The sequence below is a fragment of the Pseudomonas sp. s4 genome, assembly GCF_046764235.1.
GTDB lineage: Bacteria > Pseudomonadota > Gammaproteobacteria > Pseudomonadales > Pseudomonadaceae > Aquipseudomonas > Aquipseudomonas asiatica.
Genome location: NZ_CP177209.1, coordinates 4,882,595 through 4,899,025, shown reverse-complemented (window position 1 = coordinate 4,899,025; position 16,431 = coordinate 4,882,595). Strand labels below are relative to the sequence as shown.

Genomic DNA, 16,431 nt, shown 5'->3' with positions numbered 1-16,431 from the left:
CGTTAGATGGGTTCAGCCCACATGTCGTATTCGTCGGCATCCACCACGCGGCAACGTACCTTGTCACCCGGCTTGAAGCCGTGGTCGCCATCGATGAACACGCTGCCGTCGATTTCCGGGGCATCGAAGAAGCTGCGGCCAACCGAACCTTGCTCTTCCACTTCATCGATCAACACGTCGATTTCCTTGCCGATACGCAGTTGCAGGCGGGCGGCGCTGATGGCCTGCTGGTGGGCCATGAAGCGGTCCCAGCGGTCCTGCTTGACGTCGTCCGGCACTTCTTCAAGGCCCAGGTCGTTGGCCGGGGCGCCTTCCACCGGCGAGTACTGGAAGCAGCCCACGCGGTCCAGCTGGGCTTCGGTCAGCCAGTCCAGCAGGTACTGGAAGTCTTCCTCGGTCTCGCCCGGGAAGCCGACGATGAAGGTGGAGCGAATCACCAGCTCCGGGCACTGCTCGCGCCAGTTCTTGATACGTGCCAGGGTGCGGTCTTCAAAGGCCGGGCGCTTCATGGCCTTGAGCACTTTCGGGCTGGCGTGCTGGAACGGGATATCCAGGTACGGCAGGATCTTGCCGGCGGCCATCAGCGGGATCACGTCGTCGACGTTCGGGTACGGGTACACGTAGTGCAGACGTACCCAGGCACCCAGGCTGCTCAGGGCTTCGCACAGCTCGAGCATGCGGGTCTTGACCGGGCGGCCGTTCCAGAAGTCGGTCTTGTACTTGACGTCGACGCCGTAGGCGCTGGTGTCCTGGGAAATCACCAGGATCTCCTTGACCCCGGCCTTGACCAGGCGCTCGGCCTCGCTCAGCACTTCGCCGACCGGGCGGCTGACCAGTTTGCCGCGCATCGACGGGATGATGCAGAAACTGCAGCTGTGGTTGCAGCCTTCGGAAATCTTCAGGTACGCATAATGGCGCGGGGTCAGCTTGACGCCCTGCGGCGGCACCAGGTCGATCAGCGGGTTGTGATCCTGGCGTGGCGGCACCACTTCGTGCACGGCGTTGACCACCTGCTCGTACTGCTGCGGGCCGGTGACCGACAGCACGCTGGGGTGCACGTCACGGATGCTGCCTTCCTCGACACCCATGCAGCCGGTGACGATGACCTTGCCGTTTTCCTTGATCGCTTCGCCGATCACTTCCAACGACTCGGCCTTGGCGCTGTCGATGAAGCCGCAGGTGTTGACCACCACTACGTCGGCGTCCTCGTAGGTGGGCACGACTTCATAGCCTTCCATGCGCAGCTGGGTCAGGATGCGCTCGGAATCGACCAGGGCTTTTGGGCAACCCAGGCTTACGAAACCTACCTTGGGGGTGGCGGGCGTGGTGGACATGACTAACCTCGGTATTGAATGCAGGTCGCCCGGCCGGAATCGGGGGCGATCTTGACGGGCGCTTTTGGCGCCTCTGATCAAAAAGTGCGCAATTCTAGCGAGCGCAGGGTCGCTTGACCAGCAGAAATGCGACGAACGCTGCGCTATGCTTCGCGCCATTGCGCCGGGGGTATCAGTATCACCTGGCGCATCGGGAATTTTACTGGCCTTGCAAGGCCGTCTGCGGGAGTGGTCGATGGTTCAGGCAAGCAGTCACGCCGAGGGCGGGCACGAGGGGAAGCATGGGGCGACGCGGTCGTTGAGCCTGCTCGTGGCGGCGGTCGGGGTGGTTTATGGCGATATCGGCACCAGCCCGTTGTATACCCTCAAGGAGGTCTTCAGCGGCGGGTACGGAGTGCCGGTCAACCATGACGGCGTGCTGGGGATCCTGTCGCTGATCCTGTGGTCGCTGCTATGGGTAGTGTCGTTCAAGTACGTGATGTTCATCCTGCGCGCCGACAACCAGGGCGAGGGCGGCACCATGGCGCTGACCGCGCTGGCGCGGCGGGCCACGGCGGCCTACCCGAGGTTGCGTACGTTGATGGTGGTGTGCGGGTTGATCGGCGCTTCGCTGTTCTATGGCGACAGCATGATCACGCCGGCGGTGTCGGTGCTGTCGGCGGTGGAAGGCATGGGCCTGGCGTTTGATGGTATCGATCACTGGGTTGTACCGATTTCGCTGGTGATCCTGGTGGCGCTGTTCCTGGTGCAGAAGCACGGCACCGAGAAGATCGGCAAGCTGTTCGGCCCGATCATGGTCACCTGGTTCCTGGCGCTGGGCTCGCTGGGCGTGTACGGCATATCGCAGAGCCCGGAAGTGCTCAAGGCCTTCAACCCGGCCTGGGCGGTCAACTTCTTCGTGGTTCACCCCGGCATGGGCGTTGCCATTCTCGGTGCGGTGGTCCTGGCGCTGACCGGTGCCGAGGCGCTGTACGCCGACATGGGCCACTTTGGCCGCAAGCCGATCGCTCGGGCTTGGTTTGCCCTGGTGCTGCCGGCGCTGGTGCTCAACTACTTTGGCCAGGGCGCGTTGCTGCTGCAGGACCCGGATGCTGCACGTAACCCGTTCTACCTGCTGGCGCCGGGCTGGGCACTGCTGCCGATGGTCGGCCTGGCTACCATGGCCACGGTGATCGCTTCGCAGGCGGTGATCTCGGGGGCGTTCTCCCTGACCCGCCAGGCCATCCAGCTGGGCTACATCCCACGCATGCAGATCCAGCACACTTCCAGCGATGAACAGGGGCAGATCTATATCGGTGCGATCAACTGGACACTGATGGTCGGCGTGGTACTGCTGGTGCTCGGTTTCGAGTCATCCGGTGCCCTGGCGGCGGCATACGGCGTGGCTGTGACTGGTACCATGCTGATGACCACCATCCTGGTTTCGGCGGTGATGCTGCTGCTTTGGAAGTGGCCACCGGTGCTGGCGGTGCCGATCCTGATGGGTTTCCTGTTGGTGGATGGGCTGTTCTTTGCCGCCAACGTGCCGAAGATCATCCAGGGCGGGGCCTTCCCGGTCTTGGCCGGCGCTGTGCTGTTCCTGTTGATGAGCACCTGGAAGCGTGGCAAGCAGATCCTGATGGAGCGCATCGACGAAGGCGCGCTGCCGCTGCAGCTGTTCATCAGCAGTATCCGCATTCAGCCACCGCACCGGGTCGAAGGCACGGCGGTGTTCCTCACGGCACGCTCCGATGCGGTGCCCCATGCGCTGTTGCACAACATGCTGCATAACCAGGTGCTGCACAGCCAGGTGGTGCTGTTGACGGTGGTCAGCGAGGACCGGCCACGCGTGCCGGAACAGGAGCGCTTTGAAGTGGAGGCCTATGGCGATGGGTTCTTCCGCGTGTTGCTGCACTTCGGCTTCATGGACGAACCGGACGTGCCTGCGGCGTTGAAGCTGTGCCACCTGGAAGACCTGGACTTCAGCCCGATGCGCACCACCTTCTTCCTCAGCCGCGAGACCGTGATCGCCTCACGGCTGGAGGGGATGTCGCGCTGGCGGGGCAACCTGTTCGCGTTCCTGCTGAAGAATGCCAACGGCAACTTGCGCTTCTTCAACCTGCCGCTGAACCGGGTGATCGAGCTGGGGACCCAGGTCGAGATCTGAGGGGCAACACAGATTTCAAGGCAGTACCCGCTCCCATATGCGCATAGCTTTCAAAGCTTGCGCTGTACCTGTGGAAGCGGGTTTACCCGCGAATGGGCCGCAACCTTATCAGTTCTGCTCAGCCACACTCGACTTGCCCTGGCGCGTCTCGATCTCACCGATCAGGCGCTTGGCCAGTGCCGGGTAGTTTTCGTCGAAGTGGTGCCCCCCCGGCAGCTTCAGGCGTTCACCCACCGCAGTCTTGTCGGTGCAACCGCTCTCGTCGGTTTCTTCCACGCCATACACACACACCACCTTGGACGCCGGCAGTTTGGCCATTTCCGGCCCGGTTGGCGCTTCCTGGCCTTCCTTGCCCAGCCAGCCCTCGACTTCGATCTCGAAGCTGCCGCTGCGGGCAAAGGCCAGCAGCATCACCGCGTCGATACGCTGCTGGTCCTCGGCCGGCAGGCGGTTGTAGATCGCCGGCAGGACGTCGGCACCGAACGAATAACCGGTCAGCACGAAGCGCTTGGTGCCCCACTTCTGTCTGTAGTGCTGCATCAGCTCGGACAGGTCGGCGGCGCTTTGTTCCGGGGTCTTGTGTTGCCAGTAGTAGCGCAGCGTGTCGATGCCGACCACCGGGTAACCAAGCTTGGCCATTTCCCCGGCCACGTCGCGGTCCAGGTCTCGCCAGCCGCCATCACCGGAAAGGAACAGGGTGACCGTGTCGGTGGTCTGCCCGGCTGGCACCTCGACTACCGGAATGGCCAGGGCGTTGCCGTCGTGGCCGACCAGGGCCTGGGTCAGTTGGGCCTTGAGCACTTGTGGCAGGTGGATGTCGTAGTCACTGATGCTGGTTTCGGCATTGGCCTGGTCGCGCACGAAGGCGGCGCTGGCGTCATCCGGGTTGTCGTTCCAGGCGACGTTCCAGTGGCCGTGGGCGGCCGACTTCGGCAGCGCTGTCTGGCAGCCCGGCTGTTCCAGGCTGAAGCCCACGGAAATCGCCCGCGCCTTGTCGTTGTTCTGGCTGGCCAGCCAGCGCCAGGCCTGGGCGGCGCCAGGGCCGATACCGGCAACCAGGGTCGGCTTCTCCGGTAACTGGCCCAAGGCCTGGTCCAGGGCCTGTTGTTGTTTGCTGCAGTCATTGGGCGGCAGGATCACCTGCACCAGTTGCGCTTCGCCAGCCTGGGCCAGGTCCAGCAGCTGCCTGTCGGTCAGCGCCTGGTCCTGGGGTACGCCGATGGCCACCCGGGCCTTGGGGTGCACGGCTGGGGTCACACGGGTGATGCGGGTGTCATTGATGCTCAGTTGTTCCAGGCGTGCCTCGGGAGCCGGGCGCGTCCATAACCAGAATGCCAGCGCGCCTCCCAGGGCAGCCAACAGCAGGGGAACCAGCAGGTACAGCCAAAAGCGTCGGGTCATCAACGTTTCACCAATCCAGTCAGGCCGCCTGCGATCAGGGCGGCGGTGTCGGCCAGTGCCACCAGCGGGTCGAGCCCGGCCGGCACGGCCATGTAACGGGGTTCCCAGTCCGGTTGGAACTTGTCCTTGAAGCGTCGAAGCCCCTGGAAGTTGTACAACTGCTCGCCACGGCGGAACACCATCGAGCCCAGGCGCTGGGTCAAGGGCGCCCCACGCCGTGGCTGCAGGCCGGAAAGCGGCACCATGCCCAGGCTGAAGCGAGCGTAGTCATGGCTTTTGTAGTGCAAGATCAGCCCGATCATCATGAATTCCATGGTCAGCTTCGGGGCCTCGGGGTGCGCACGCATAAGGTCGAGGCTGGCCAGTTCCTTGCCATGGGTTTCCAGCAGGTTGGCGAAAGCCACCGGGCGGCCTTGGAAGCGGATCAGGGCAATGCGAAAATGCTGCAGGTATTCAGGGCTGAAGCGCCCCAGCGAGAAGCCTTTCTCGCGCACGTTCTTGCCGCCAAGCCAGGCGTCGGAAATTTCCTTCAGCTCTGCCAGCGGGGCATGCCCGGGTTCATGGATTTCCAGGCTCAGGCCGTCACGGCCGCCACGGTTCCAGGTGTAGCGCAGGTCCTTCATCTCCTTGCCCTTGGCTTCGAGGTCGAAGCGGCGCAAGTCGACCCGGGCTTCTTCACCCAGCTTCAGCGCGGTCAGGCCGATGTCCATGTAGAACGGCAGGTTCTCGGCGCGCACCTGATAGAACACCGGACGGGCATGGTGCAGGTCGCACAGGTCGCGGAACTGCCAGATCATCTCGGCGCGCTCCTGGGCCGGGCCGATCGGGTCGTACAGGGCCACCAAGCTGCGACCGCGACGGGCGTACATGAGGAAGGCGTTGTTGCCAGGGTGGAACAGCAGCGCCTTGTCACCGGTCAGCGCCAGGCCGCCATCTGGCTGGTCGGATGCCAGCAGAATGCGGTTGGCACGCAGCAGCTCTTCTTCGTCAGGCAAGTGGATCACCGGTGGTGCGGTACGCAGCAGCCAGGTCAGGGCCACGGCCGCCAGCAGCAAGGCGCTGCCCATGGCGGCGCGCAGGCCACGCGGGGCATCGGCATCGAGGGTGAACTGCCACCACAACTGATGGCTGTAGGGAACATCCTGGTAGGCGAACAGCAACAACCAAACCGATGCGCCGACCACACAGGCGCTGGCTACCAGAAACACCGGCGAGAACGGCAACTCGAGCAGGCGGCTGGGACGGTAGAAGGAACGGCGGAACAGAGCGAGCAGGGCGGCAGTGAGGGTCAGCAAGCAGGCCTCTTCCCAATCGAAGCCCTTGAGCAGCGACAGCAGGGCACCGACCAGCAACAGCACGGTGGTCAGCAGCCAGGCGGCGGACAGGCGCCGGCGCAGGCCTTGGGCCAGCAGCAGGCACAGCACGCCGATCAGGCTGGCGCCAAAATGCGAAGCATCGATCAGGCGGTGCGGAACCAGGAAACCCATGTGCTCCAGGCGGGTGTCGATTTCGGGCGTGGCACCGGAGAACAGCAGCACCACCCCGGACAGGAATACCAGGATCGAAAGGATCGGTGCAGCCAGCCCGGAAGCGGCCTTGATAGCCTGTTGCGCGAACAGCAGGCGCCGGGCCTCGTTGGCCAGTAGCAGCGCGCAGGCCAGCAGCAGCGGCAGCACCACGTAGATCAGCCGATACAGCAGCAGTGCCGCTGCCAGCGGCGCCGCGCCAAGTTGGTCGGCAAAAGCCGCCAGTAGTATGGCTTCGAATACCCCGACGCCGCCCGGGACGTGGCTGAGCACACCTGCGGCCAAGGCCAGCAGGTACACCAGGACAAAGGCACCGAACGGCGGTGCTTCGGGCAGCAGCAGATACAGCACGGTGGCGGCAGCGGCGACATCCAGTGCGGTGATCAGCAATTGCAGGGCAGCCAGGCGTGCGCCCGGCAGGCGCAGCGTGCGGCGGCCCAGTTGTACCAGCAGGTTGTTGGCCAGTGGTTGTTCAGCCAGGCGTCGGCGGTACAGGCCGAACATCAGCACGCTGCACACCAGCAACACCGCTATGGCGATACCCGCCAGCAAGCCTGGCGCCAAACCCAGTGCGGCCGAGGCCGCCGGCAGGTCGCTCAAGGTCGCCAAGGCGGCCAGGGGCGGTAGCGCGCAGCCCAGTGACAGGCTGGCAAAAACGGTCATCCGTGCAACTTCACCTGCGCCAACCCCTTGGCGCGCATACAGGCGATAGCGCACCGAACCGCCCGAAAGCATCGACAGGCCGATGGCGTTACCTATGGCAAAAGCGCTGAAGCCGCCCAGCACCAGGCTGCTCGCGGGCAGTTTCACGCCGGCATAGCGGCTGGCCGACCACTCGTAACCAAGCAGGATCACGAAACCGAGCACAGTTGCCAGCAAGGCGCCAAGTAACGACTGGGTAGGCACGCTGAGCATGGCATCGTGCAAGGCATAGATGTCCAACTCGCTCAACAGGTGGCGACAGGCGACCAAGGCCATGGTGAACAACACCAGTGTCACTACCAGGCCGATGGGCTGGCGGTAACGGCTCATGCGCTCCAGCAAGGGCAAACGTTGCGCGGCGCCAGGCAGCGTTGTGGCAAGCGGCACCGGGGATTCGGGGTTGTGCGAAGTCATGGATTGCCCCGGGCATGCAGCGCGAGGTGAGGGAAAAGTGTGGCCAAGTGAAAGTCCCTTAGGAAAAACGTATCCAATGTTACTCCGGCCTCGAGCGCTTTCAGCGGCCTTGCAGGGTTAAAGATAGTTCATCCTGGGCACGACCTCTCAAGCCTGCGGGTTGGCTGGAGGACGGGAGAATCGGGGGCGACGAAAAGCAGGAGGGGAGAAACAACAAACCCCGCGCTGCTGTTACACAGGCGGGGTTTGTTCTGACGAATATGGTTGCGGGAGCCGGATTTGAACCGACGACCTTCGGGTTATGAGCCCGACGAGCTACCAGGCTGCTCCATCCCGCGTCAGTGGGGCGCATTCTACAGTTTTCAGAATGGGTGTCAAGCGCTAGTCGTTGATTTTTTTGAAATTTCTATCAGCGCATTATTTGACGCAAAGAAAAAGGCCACTGCGTGAACAGTGGCCTTTTCTCGAATCTGGTTGCGGGAGCCGGATTTGAACCGACGACCTTCGGGTTATGAGCCCGACGAGCTACCAGGCTGCTCCATCCCGCGCCTGTGAGATCGAATTCTACGGATTTACCCGTGGGTGTCAAGCTTTTTTCTGAAAAAACCTTTCCTGTTCAAACTCTTAGCGTCTGTATATGGCCCGCAGCTCAGGCGCGACGGGGCTTTCAGGCCGATTATCGAGCAATGTCGCGCACAGGCTGCATACCCGAGGGCGCATGCGATACTATCTGTATGAATTTACAGTGCTGACGGTCATCCATGTCCTTGCGCAAGATCATCCACGTCGACTGCGATTGCTTCTATGCCGCGATCGAAATGCGTGACGACCCGCGCCTGGCCGGGCGGCCCATGGCGGTGGGGGGCTCGGCCGACCGCCGTGGGGTGATCGCCACCTGCAACTATGAAGCGCGTGCCTACGGCGTGCGTTCGGCCATGTCGTCGCGGCACGCGCTGAAGCTGTGCCCGGACCTGCTGATCGTCAAGCCGCGCTTCGAGGCCTACCGTGAAGCCTCGCGGGAAATCCACACGATCTTCCGTGACTACACCGAACTGATCGAGCCGCTGTCGCTGGACGAGGCCTACCTGGATGTAAGTGACAGCCAGTGGTACTCGGGCAGCGCCACGCGCATTGCCGAGGATATCCGCCGCCGTGTCGCCCGCACCCTGCATATCACTGTCTCGGCCGGTGTGGCGCCAAACAAGTTCCTGGCCAAGATCGCCAGTGACTGGCGCAAGCCCAATGGCCTGTTCGTGATTACCCCGGGCGAAGTGGAGGCATTCGTCGCCGCCCTGCCGGTGGCCAGGTTGCACGGGGTGGGCAAGGTAACGGCAGACAAGCTGGCGCGGTTGGGTATCGAAACCTGCCTGGAGCTGCGCGAATGGTCGCGTCTGGCGCTGGTGCGCGAGTTCGGCAGCTTTGGCGAGCGTTTGTGGGGGCTGGCACGGGGTGTCGATGAGCGTGCCGTGCACAATGACAGTCGCCGGCAGTCGGTCAGCGTGGAAAACACCTACGACACCGACCTGCCGGACCTGGCCAGTTGCCTGGCACGGCTGCCCGAACTTCTGGAGAGCCTGAACGAGCGTATCGCCCGCATGGACAGCAGTTACCGGCCGGAAAAACCCTTCGTCAAGGTCAAGTTCCATGACTTCAGCCAGACCACCATGGAGCAGGCGGGGGCGGGCAGGGACCTGGAGAGTTATCGCCAGTTGCTGGGTCAGGCGTTTGCCCGTGGTGGCAAGCCGGTGCGCTTGCTTGGGGTAGGCGTGAGGTTGCGCGACTTGCGCGGGGCGCATGAGCAGCTGGAGCTGTTCCCGCCTCAGTAAATGGCCCGCCAATTTAACGCGGTCCCTGTAGGAGCGGCCTTGTGTCGCGATGGGCTGCGAAGCAGCCCCGGCAATTCATGCATCAAGGCTGAAATCATGGGGCTGCTTCGCAGCCCATCGCGACACAAGGCCGCTCCTACAAGGTATTGCGTGATGCGGGTTACTTCGCGCCCGGGTCGGCCACCAACCGGCCAGTGGCCTTGGTCAGCGACTGCAGAAACTCCTGCTGCAACTCCGGATCGTTGCGGGTCAGTTCGATCAGGCTCTGTTCCATTTCACTGGCTTCTTCTTCCAGGCCGAGTTCGGACAAGCGCTTGACCCGGTGAACCCATTGGCCGACATCGTCATCTTCGAGGTCATCGAAGATCAGTTCATGGGCTTCGAGCAGTTTGTTGCGCAGGGTGGCGCTGACCAGCAGGCTGGCATCGCCACGTACCGCGTTGTCCTCATCCAGCACCTGCAGGTGCAGGGTACCGATGTGGTTGAGGTTCTGCTCGGAGAACGGGCTGTCGAGCAGGTTCAGGCGCAGCACGCCGTTCCTGTCGGTGGTCAGCTCGTGGGTCATCTTGCCGGCTTTGACCTCGACCAGGCGTTCGCTCCAGGGCACGCTGGTAGATTCCTCGCGCTTGCCTTTCTGCACTTCGCTGATTCCGGCCAGGTTCTGCTGGGCACGGCCGTTGGACGGCACGTTCATGAACGGGTTGAGCCCGTCCACGCCGTAGCTGAGCCAGTCGTGGGTGATGCTTTCCGGGAGGTTGCCCAGGGCGAAGACATTGACCACGTTGGCACCCACGCCTGCCACCACGGCCACCGCACCCAGCGGGATCTCGTAGATCTCCCGCCAGGGTTGGTAAGGCGTGTAGCGGTCATAGCTGCGGGTGACTTCGAATTCGGTGACTTCGAAGCGCTTCTGCTCATGCACGCGCACACGTCGTTGCGGAAGCTCCATCACCTTCGGCTCGCCGACATCGATCTGCAGGGTGTGCTCGAGCAGTTTGCGCTCGACGCGCTCCTCATGGTCGCTGCGCTGGGACATCTGGTTGGCGCAGCCGCTGACGAGCAGAGCGCCGCACAGTGCGGCGCCCCCCAGGGGAAAGGTACTTCGCTTGAACATGATCACTCGTGCATTGGTTATCAGCGGCGAACGCGGGCCTGCAGGAAGGTCAGCACTTCATTGAGCGGCAACGCCTGGGCGTCCTGCTCGGTGCGGTGCTTGTACTCCAGGTTGCCTTCGGCCAGGCCGCGATCGCTGACGACGATGCGGTGCGGGATGCCGATCAGCTCCATGTCGGCAAACTTGATGCCTGGGCTGGTCTTCTTGTCACGGTCGTCCAGCAGCACTTCGTAACCGGCAGCAGTCAGCTCGGCGTACAGCTTGTCGGTCGCCTCGCGAACCACCTCGGTTTCGTAGCGCAGCGGTACCAGGGCGATCTGGAACGGGGCCAGGGCGTCGTTCCAGATGATGCCCTTTTCGTCGTAGCTCTGCTCGATGGCAGCTGCGACCACGCGGGACACACCGATGCCGTAGCAGCCCATGGACAGGGTTACCGGCTTGCCGTTCTCGCCCAGTACCTGGCACTTCAGCGCCTCGCTGTACTTGGTGCCGAGCTGGAAGATGTGGCCCACTTCGATGCCGCGCTTGATCACCAGGGTACCCTGGCCGTCCGGGCTCGGGTCGCCTTCGACCACGTTACGCAGGTCGGCGACCTGTGGAACCGGCAGGTCACGCTCCCAGTTCACGCCGAAGTAGTGCTTGTCGTCGATGTTGGCGCCAATGCCGAAGTCGCTCATCAGGGCAACCGAGCGGTCAATGACGATTTCCAGCGGCAGGTTCAGCGGGCCGAGCGAGCCGGCGCCGGCACCAATGGCCTCGCGCAGTTCGGCGTCGGTGGCCATGACCAGCGGGTCGGCAACCTGTTCCAGCTTGGCCGCCTTGATTTCGTTGAGCTCATGGTCGCCACGCACGATCAGTGCTACCAGCTTGCCTTCTTCGGCACCGCGCACGATCAGGGTCTTGACGGTCTTCTCGATCGGCAGGCCGAAGTTTTCCACCAGCTGGGCGATGGTCTTGGCGTTTGGCGTGTCGACCAGGCGCAGCTCCTCGGTAGGGGCTGGGCGCACGGTTTCACGCGGGATGGCCTCTGCCTTCTCGATGTTGGCGGCGTAGTCGGAGCTGTCGCTGAAGATCACGTCGTCTTCGCCGGACTCGGCCAGTACGTGGAACTCGTGCGAATAGCTGCCACCGATGGAGCCGGTGTCGGCCTGCACCGGGCGGAAGTCCAGGCCCAGGCGGGTGAACACGTTGCTATACGCCTGGTGCATGCGGTCGTAGGTTTCCTGCAGGGAAGCCTGGTCGGCATGGAACGAGTAGGCGTCCTTCATGATGAACTCGCGACCGCGCATCAGGCCGAAGCGCGGGCGGATCTCGTCACGGAACTTGGTCTGGATCTGGTACATGTTGAGCGGCAGCTGTTTATAGCTGGACAGCTCGTTGCGGGCCAGGTCGGTGATCACTTCCTCGTGGGTCGGGCCGACGCAGAAGTCGCGCTGGTGCCGGTCCTTCAGGCGCAGCAGCTCGGGGCCATACTGTTCCCAGCGGCCGGATTCCTGCCACAGTTCGGCGGGCTGGATGCTGGGCATCAGCACTTCCAGGGCGCCGGCGGCGTTCATTTCCTCACGCACCACGGCCTCGACCTTGCGCATAACCCGCAAGCCCATCGGCAGCCAGGTGTACAGGCCAGAGGCCAGTTTGCGAATCATGCCGGCACGCAGCATGAGCTGATGGCTGATGACCACTGCGTCGGCAGGGGTTTCTTTCTGGGTGGCGAGCAAATATTGACTGGTGCGCATGGTGAGCCGTGTCGATTGCCTAAGACATTGAAATGACCCCGCATTGTACGGGGGCGAAACGAAGGCGTACAGGATGCCCCAGGGCGTGACGCTTGTCAGCCAAGAAAAAGCCCGGCGTGATCGCCGGGCTTTTTCAAGTGCGGGGCACTGCAAGCCAGGCTTACAGGATGCTCAGCGGGTACTCTACGATCAGGCGCAGTTCGTCGATCGATGGGGAATCGTAGTAGACGCCATCGGAAGAGCGATAGGTGGCTTGACGCACGCGGAAGCTCAGGTCTTTTGCCGGGCCGCTCTGCAGCACGTACTTGATGTCGACGTCGCGTTCCCATTCCTTGCCGTTGCTGGTGCCGGCGACGTTGGCGTCGGTACCGCGTACATAACGGGTCATGAAGGTCAGGCCCGGGATGCCGTATTCGGCGAAGTTCAGGTCGTAGCGAGCCTGCCAGGACTTCTCGTCTTCGGCGTTGAAGTCGGAACGGGCCACGGAGTTGGCCAGGAAGATGGTGCCGCCACCGTCGATGCCATAGCCGTAGTCGCCGTCGCCGGTGACTTTCTGGTAGGCCAGTGTGAAGGTGTGAGCGCCAATGTTGTAGGCGCCCGACAGGCTGAACGCGCGGTTGTCCAGCTTGTCGCCATCGAATGCGCGGTACTCGGCCGAGCCTTCGCTCTTGGTGTCATAGATGTTGAAGTCGAACACCAGGCCTTGTTTGTCCGAGATCGGCAGAGCCCAGTTGACGTTGGCGTAGTATTTGCGCCAGTAGTCTTCAACCTTCGAGTAGTACAGGCTGGTGCTGAGGTTGTCGGTGAAGGCGTAGGTACCACCTACCACGTTGGCTTCCTTCAGGCCGAAGCTGTCGCGGTTGGTCTGCTCCTGGGCGGTCAGGCTGGTGAAATGACCAGCGTGCAGGGTCAGGCCCTCGATCTCGTTGCTGGTGATCAGGGTGCCCTGGGCGATTTCAGGCAGCAGGCGGCTGTCGTCGGTGGCGAAGACCGGCAGAGCGGTGAACTGGTCACCCACTTTCAGCACGGTGTCGGAGATGCGGAATTTAACCGCGCCGCCGGCCTTGGAGTAGTCATCTTGCGAACGGCCGTCAGAGCCGGTAGGGAACAGGCCGGTACCGGCGCGGCCCTTGCCGCTGTCCAGTTTCAGGCCGAGCATGCCGATGGCATCGACACCCACACCCACGGTGCCCTGGGTGAAGCCGGACTCGAAGGTGCCGAGGAAGCCCAGGCCGGTTTCTTCACGACGGCTCTGGGTGCCGGCTGGGTTGTTACGGAAGTCACGGCTGAAGTACAGCATGCGGGTCTTGACGTTCAGCTTGCTGTCTTCGATGAAACCTTTGGACTCGTCCTGGGAAGAGGCCAATGCCAACTGCGAGGTCCCTGCCGCAACGGCCAGGGCGATCATGCTCCACTTCATCACGCGCATCGTGATTTGCTCCTTTGGTTTTTAGGAAGAGTACCGCTGCGTCCAAGTGTTCTAGTTATATGGGGCAGCTCTTTCTTGTTATGTCGGCGAAAATGTATAGCACGCTGACTGTTCTTGGCGATATGGGTATAAGCATCCTTTTCGGAACTTTTTCTCCATGTCGCTTTTAGGTAGTTCCATGTCGCAAATCACGCCCCGGTTTAAGGGTCGTCAACACCAGCGCTGCTTCTTTCACCGTAAAGAACCTGTAACTACCGATTCCGGTTGGGAAACTCCCTGGTAACCACTGTCGCTGTTGTTATTTGTCGCGTTCACCCGCCGATGCAGATGTCGTGCCGACTTGGCGTGAAAGGAATGCAACAAGCGTGCTCAAAATTCACAACGCTTCATGAAATTTTCACAAAACCTGCTACCGGGGGTCGGAAAGTGCCGTAAACACGGGGCGGGAGCCGCCTGATGCGGTAGCGCAGTCAAGAATCGTTAAAATTTGAAAAGCTGTCATGAAAGTCAATGTGTTACCGCAACTTGTTCATGCCGCGTCACCCGCGGGGTGACAAGTGTGGTGCGAGGGGTATCGGTAGCCTCATTTTGGTGCGAAAAGTAGCGCTGTGTTACCGGGAACGTGCAGGGTATCCTTGCAGGCCTGTTTTCCGCGTGAAGCGGGTTGGTTCTGCCTGAAGGAGATTTGCCGTGTTCGTCCTCGATTCGCGTTTGCAGCAGGATTCGCTGGTGCTGGGGGAGTTTGCGCTGTGCCAGTTGCTGCTGAGCAAGGATGCCAACTATCCATGGTTCATCCTGGTGCCCAAGCGCGCTGGCATCAGCGAAGTGTTCGAGCTCGATGCTGCAGAGCAGCAGCAGTTGTGGCAGGAAACCATCGGCCTGGCCGAAGCGCTGAAAGCCAGCTACAGCGCCGACAAGATGAACGTGGCTACCTTGGGTAATGTGGTCAGCCAGTTGCACATGCACGTGATCGTGCGCCAGCGCGACGACGCCGCCTGGCCGGCACCGGTGTGGGGCAAGTGCCCGGTGGCGGCCTACACCGACGACCAGGTGCAAGCCATCCGCCAGCGCCTGCGCGGGCTGCATCTCGCCGGTTACCAGGAGGCCTGATATGCCGCTTGAATCACGAGTGGTCGAACTGGAAACCCGCCTGGCGTTTCAGGATGACACCATCCAGGCATTGAATGACGTGGTGGTCGAGCAGGGCCGGGTGATCGAGCGGCTGCAGTTGCAGATGGCCGAGCTGATCAAACGCTACGAAGAGATGGTTGGCCAGTATGGCAGCGAAGGGGACGAGGCGCCGCCGCCTCATTATTGATACCTGAACCTGCTACACATATTCCGCTGGATGCACACAAACCTTGTGGGCGCGGCATGCTCGCTCCCACAAGGGATGGTTTCTGCAAACAGGATCAGCGGCGGGTTACCGCGACCACATCCTCGGCCTGCAGGCCCTTGTCGCGGTGCATCACGGAAAACTCCACGCGCTGGCCTTCCACCAGGATGCGGTGGCCTTCGCCACGAATGGCGCGAAAGTGCACGAAGATATCATCGCCCGAGTCGCGGGAGATGAAGCCGAAGCCTTTGGACGTGTTGAACCATTTCACGGTGCCGGTATCACGATTGCCGGCATCCTGCGCCGCGTGCTGGCTGGTGCGTGCCTTGCGGGGGCTGCGGGCAAAGCCCACGGCCAGGTGCACGGCCACGGCCAGCGCTGCGCAGACCAGTGCGGCCAGGTTGCCCATTTCCGGGCGGGCCAGCAGTGTCAGGGTCTGCAGCACCACAGCCACCACCAGCAGGGCGCAGGCCAGATGCTGCAGTTGCTGCCGCGCGCCGCGGTAGTACAGTGGCACGACGGGGGCCAGTACGAGGTTGAGCAGGCCGAGCAGGGCGAGGTAGACCGCGTCGGGTTGTTGCAGGAAGGGTAACGCATCGGTTTTCAGGCTGGGCATGAGCGATAGCAGCAAGGCTGCCACGCCCGTCACCAGATGGACGATTTTGAACATGGGGTTGGCTCACAGTTGATAAGGCCGATCACAGGAAGAGCTGGTAGCACGGTGCGCATGAGGTGTAGAGCGCGAACACGCGGCAGGCCAGCCTATGCACCCGGCAAATGGCAATCCGCACGGGTGGCACCATGCCTATTTAACAGTAAAGCCGCAGGCTACTCAAACCGCTGTCCCCGAGGGGCGATGTGTTGCGCCATGTCACATGCGGTGCAAACCAAGTGTTGCTACAGTGGTCGGCACCCGCTTGGGTCTCACGCCTTATGGAAAGGGGAACTTCATGGCAATTGATATCGGTATCAGTGAAGAAGATCGCAAGTCCATCGTCGATGGGCTGTCCCGCCTGTTGTCGGATACCTATGTGTTGTATCTGAAAACCCATAACTTCCACTGGAACGTCACCGGTCCGTCGTTCCGCACCCTGCACCTGATGTTCGAAGAGCAGTACAACGAACTGGCGCTGGCGGTCGACTCGATTGCCGAGCGCATCCGCGCCCTGGGCTTCCCGGCACCGGGGTCCTATGCATTTTATGCGCGGCACTCCTCGATCAAGGAGGAGGAAGGGGTGCCGCATGCCGACGAGATGATCCGCCAGCTGGTGCAGGGCCAGGAAGCCGTGGTGCGTACCGCGCGCAGCATCTTCCCGGTGGTGGACAAGGTCAGTGACGAGCCGACCGCCGACCTGCTGACCCAGCGCATGCAGGTGCACGAGAAGACCGCCTGGATGCTGCGGGTACTGCTCGACGGCAAGTAGATACCCAGCGCTGTACCGGCCCTTGTAGGAGCGGCCTTGTGTC

The 16,431-nt window shown here is 62.4% G+C and carries 12 protein-coding genes and 2 tRNA genes; 5 read left to right on the top strand and 9 right to left on the bottom strand.

Annotated elements, in window-relative coordinates; translation table 11 throughout:
- Positions 1-2: 2 nt before the first annotated feature.
- Positions 3-1,334, bottom strand: coding sequence for a 30S ribosomal protein S12 methylthiotransferase RimO (gene rimO, locus ACK56M_RS22760; protein WP_013973825.1), 1,332 nt, complete (start codon positions 1,332-1,334; stop codon positions 3-5).
- Between the two features lie 235 nt (positions 1,335-1,569).
- On the opposite strand from rimO, the gene ACK56M_RS22755 reads away from it, so the two are divergent.
- Entirely contained in the window at positions 1,570-3,480 is a 1,911-nt protein-coding gene (locus ACK56M_RS22755; protein ID WP_100413315.1) for a potassium transporter Kup, read from the top strand.
- Between the two features lie 108 nt (positions 3,481-3,588).
- On the opposite strand, the gene ACK56M_RS22750 is transcribed toward ACK56M_RS22755, so the two are convergent.
- From ACK56M_RS22750 to ACK56M_RS22735, 4 genes are all read right to left on the bottom strand, one after another.
- Complete coding sequence (locus tag ACK56M_RS22750) at positions 3,589-4,881, bottom strand: virulence factor family protein (RefSeq protein ID WP_015271483.1); 1,293 nt, start codon at positions 4,879-4,881, stop codon at positions 3,589-3,591.
- Positions 4,881-7,523, bottom strand: coding sequence for a bifunctional lysylphosphatidylglycerol flippase/synthetase MprF (mprF, locus tag ACK56M_RS22745; RefSeq protein WP_015271482.1), 2,643 nt, complete (start codon positions 7,521-7,523; stop codon positions 4,881-4,883). The genes ACK56M_RS22750 and mprF overlap by 1 nt, the downstream gene beginning before the upstream one ends.
- Before the next feature lie 261 nt (positions 7,524-7,784).
- A tRNA-Met gene (locus ACK56M_RS22740) sits at positions 7,785-7,861 on the bottom strand.
- Between the two features lie 133 nt (positions 7,862-7,994).
- A tRNA-Met gene (locus ACK56M_RS22735) sits at positions 7,995-8,071 on the bottom strand.
- A gap of 219 nt (positions 8,072-8,290) precedes the next feature.
- Between ACK56M_RS22735 and dinB the strand changes: the two genes are divergently transcribed.
- Positions 8,291-9,349, top strand: coding sequence for a DNA polymerase IV (gene dinB, locus ACK56M_RS22730; protein WP_161551482.1), 1,059 nt, complete (start codon positions 8,291-8,293; stop codon positions 9,347-9,349).
- A gap of 160 nt (positions 9,350-9,509) precedes the next feature.
- On the opposite strand, the gene ACK56M_RS22725 is transcribed toward dinB, so the two are convergent.
- The 3 genes from ACK56M_RS22725 to ACK56M_RS22715 form a co-directional block, all read right to left on the bottom strand.
- Entirely contained in the window at positions 9,510-10,463 is a 954-nt protein-coding gene (locus ACK56M_RS22725; RefSeq protein ID WP_015271480.1) for a lipoprotein, read from the bottom strand.
- 20 nt (positions 10,464-10,483) lie between these two features.
- On the bottom strand, positions 10,484-12,199 hold the full coding sequence (locus ACK56M_RS22720; RefSeq protein ID WP_015271479.1) for a proline--tRNA ligase: 1,716 nt from the start codon (positions 12,197-12,199) through the stop codon (positions 10,484-10,486).
- A 160-nt stretch (positions 12,200-12,359) separates the two neighbouring features.
- Positions 12,360-13,628, bottom strand: coding sequence for an OprD family porin (locus ACK56M_RS22715; protein WP_013973818.1), 1,269 nt, complete (start codon positions 13,626-13,628; stop codon positions 12,360-12,362).
- Positions 13,629-14,318: 690 nt separating this feature from the next.
- On the opposite strand from ACK56M_RS22715, the gene ACK56M_RS22710 reads away from it, so the two are divergent.
- Both ACK56M_RS22710 and ACK56M_RS22705 read left to right on the top strand, forming a co-directional pair.
- Positions 14,319-14,738 carry an HIT family protein gene (locus tag ACK56M_RS22710; protein WP_054571827.1) on the top strand — a complete coding sequence of 140 codons (420 nt, stop codon included), beginning with the start codon at positions 14,319-14,321 and terminating at the stop codon, positions 14,736-14,738.
- A 1-nt stretch (position 14,739) separates the two neighbouring features.
- Positions 14,740-14,946, top strand: coding sequence for a SlyX family protein (locus ACK56M_RS22705; RefSeq protein WP_015271477.1), 207 nt, complete (start codon positions 14,740-14,742; stop codon positions 14,944-14,946).
- Between the two features lie 94 nt (positions 14,947-15,040).
- On the opposite strand, the gene ACK56M_RS22700 is transcribed toward ACK56M_RS22705, so the two are convergent.
- On the bottom strand, positions 15,041-15,634 hold the full coding sequence (locus ACK56M_RS22700; RefSeq protein WP_015271476.1) for a cold-shock protein: 594 nt from the start codon (positions 15,632-15,634) through the stop codon (positions 15,041-15,043).
- 280 nt (positions 15,635-15,914) lie between these two features.
- Between ACK56M_RS22700 and ACK56M_RS22695 the strand changes: the two genes are divergently transcribed.
- The gene (locus ACK56M_RS22695) at positions 15,915-16,388 is read left to right on the top strand and encodes a Dps family protein (protein WP_013973814.1); all 474 of its coding nucleotides are present in this window, start codon (positions 15,915-15,917) and stop codon (positions 16,386-16,388) included.
- Positions 16,389-16,431 lie beyond the last annotated feature (43 nt).

Bases quoted from the DNA above. Each gene is read 5' to 3' on its own strand.
- rimO (WP_013973825.1), bottom strand. From the start codon at position 1,334: ATGTCCACCACGCCCGCCACCCCCAAGGTAGGTTTCGTAAGCCTGGGT.
- ACK56M_RS22755 (WP_100413315.1), top strand. From the start codon at position 1,570: ATGGTTCAGGCAAGCAGTCACGCCGAGGGCGGGCACGAGGGGAAGCAT.
- ACK56M_RS22750 (WP_015271483.1), bottom strand. From the start codon at position 4,881: ATGACCCGACGCTTTTGGCTGTACCTGCTGGTTCCCCTGCTGTTGGCT.
- mprF (WP_015271482.1), bottom strand. From the start codon at position 7,523: ATGACTTCGCACAACCCCGAATCCCCGGTGCCGCTTGCCACAACGCTG.
- ACK56M_RS22725 (WP_015271480.1), bottom strand. From the start codon at position 10,463: ATGTTCAAGCGAAGTACCTTTCCCCTGGGGGGCGCCGCACTGTGCGGC.
- ACK56M_RS22720 (WP_015271479.1), bottom strand. From the start codon at position 12,199: ATGCGCACCAGTCAATATTTGCTCGCCACCCAGAAAGAAACCCCTGCC.
- ACK56M_RS22715 (WP_013973818.1), bottom strand. From the start codon at position 13,628: ATGCGCGTGATGAAGTGGAGCATGATCGCCCTGGCCGTTGCGGCAGGG.
- ACK56M_RS22705 (WP_015271477.1), top strand. From the start codon at position 14,740: ATGCCGCTTGAATCACGAGTGGTCGAACTGGAAACCCGCCTGGCGTTT.
- ACK56M_RS22700 (WP_015271476.1), bottom strand. From the start codon at position 15,634: ATGTTCAAAATCGTCCATCTGGTGACGGGCGTGGCAGCCTTGCTGCTA.
- ACK56M_RS22695 (WP_013973814.1), top strand. From the start codon at position 15,915: ATGGCAATTGATATCGGTATCAGTGAAGAAGATCGCAAGTCCATCGTC.